Source organism: Kitasatospora nipponensis (assembly GCF_039528135.1).
Taxonomy (GTDB): Bacteria; Actinomycetota; Actinomycetes; order Streptomycetales; family Streptomycetaceae; genus Kitasatospora; species Kitasatospora nipponensis.
Genome location: NZ_BAAALF010000435.1, coordinates 1 through 1,611, shown reverse-complemented (window position 1 = coordinate 1,611; position 1,611 = coordinate 1). Strand labels below are relative to the sequence as shown.

The window sequence follows — 1,611 nt, the reverse complement described above, 5'->3', positions numbered from 1 at the left end:
CCCACCCGCACCTGCCGGCGCTGGCCGAGCCCGCCCACCGCGCCGGCCAGGTTGCCGGCCGCGAAGGCGCCCTCGGCGCCGGTGGCCTCCACCACCTCCACGGCGAGCGCCCGCTCGCTCACCCGCTCCCCGTCCCGGCCGAGCGCGGTGACCAGGCGCTCGGCGTCCTTGACCAGCACGGTGGCCGGCCCCGGCAGCAGCACGCGCGGCGCGGCCGGCTCGCCGGTGCCCAGCGCCCGGGCGGCCTCGTCGGCGCCGAGCAGCACCAGGTCGGCGGCGGCCAGCAGGCCGGGCAGCACCGTGGGGTCGCGGCCCTGCCACAGGGCCGGTCGCCAGTTGAGGTCGAAGCTGACCAGGCGCCCGGGCACCCGCTGGGCGAGCAGCGCGCGCAGCAGCGCGAGCGCGCTGCCGGAGAGCGCGGCGGTGATCCCGGACAGGTGCAGCAGGCGGGCGCCGGCCAGCAGGCGGGCCGCCACCGGGTCGTCGAGCAGCTCGGGGCCCAGGGCGGAGGCGGCCGAGCCCCGGCGGTAGTAGTGCAGCCGGCTGTGCCCGGCCCCCAGGTCGTGCGGCCGCCGGTGCGGTGAGCCGACCTCCTTGACGTACAGCCCGGTCGGCCGGGTCGGGTCGATGACCACCGCGGAGGTGTCCACGCCGTGCGCGGCCAGCTCCGCGGTCAGCCGCCGCCCGAAGCCGTCGTCGCCGACCCGGCTCAGCCAGGCGGTCGGCACGCCGAGCGCGGCCAGCGCGCAGGCGGTGTTGGACTCCGCGCCGCCGACCGCCGCGCGGAAGGACGCCACCGCCTCCAGCGGTCCGGGCTGTTCCGGCAGCAGGACCGCCATCGACTCGCCGAGACAGACAGCCGTCGCCACCTGCGTCACGGGCCCTCCCCTGTCGTTGACCCTCGTTGTGAGGGCATGTTAGAACAGCGTCAGCAACATATGCAAAGGTGATTGCATATGTTGCAACTTTACTGGTCGGAGGCGTGATGATGAACCAGTCGGACGAGCAGGACGGGCCCGGCATCGACGCGGGGAAGGTGGCCGCGCTGGCCGGGGAGCGGCTGGACTGGCGCTTTCGGGCCGTGCCGCCCGCCGCCTGGGGCCGGACGGTGCGGGAGTACCTGGCGAGCGGGCCCACCCTGGACGACCTGGGCACCGCGCTGCTCACCCTGGACGCCTCCGCCCTGGCCCACAACCGGCGCACCATGGCCGACTGGTGCGCGCGCGCCGGGGTCGAGCTCGCCCCGCACGGCAAGACCACCATGGCCCCGGCCCTGTGGCAGCAGCAGCTGACGGCCGGTGCCTGGGGCATCACGCTCGCCACCGCCGCGCAGCTGCGGGTCGCCCGCGCCTTCGGGGTGCGCCGGCTGCTGCTCGCCGGCGCGCTGCTCGACCCGGCGGCGCTGGCCTGGCTGGCCGGCGAGCTGGCGGCCGACCCGGGCTTCGCGTTCAGCAGCTGGGTGGACTCGCCCGCCACCGTGGCGCTGATGGACGCGAGCCTGCGGGCCGCCGGCGCCGAGCGCCCGGTGGACGTGCTGGTCGACCTCGGCGGTCCCGGCGGGCGCACCGGCGGCCGCGACCCGGCCGCCGCCCCCGCCACCGCCGCTGCCGC

1 protein-coding gene and 1 pseudogene are annotated in these 1,611 nt (G+C 77.5%); one reads left to right on the top strand and one right to left on the bottom strand.

Annotated features, from left to right (window positions below; translation table 11 throughout):
- Window positions 1–878 (bottom strand): sugar kinase (locus ABD323_RS40960; RefSeq protein WP_344447190.1); only part of this gene is annotated, 878 nt, incomplete at its 3' end.
- A gap of 107 nt (window positions 879–985) precedes the next feature.
- Here ABD323_RS40960 and ABD323_RS40955 point away from each other — a divergent pair.
- Window positions 986–1,611 (top strand): annotated as a pseudogene (locus ABD323_RS40955) (amino acid deaminase); the annotation flags it as partial.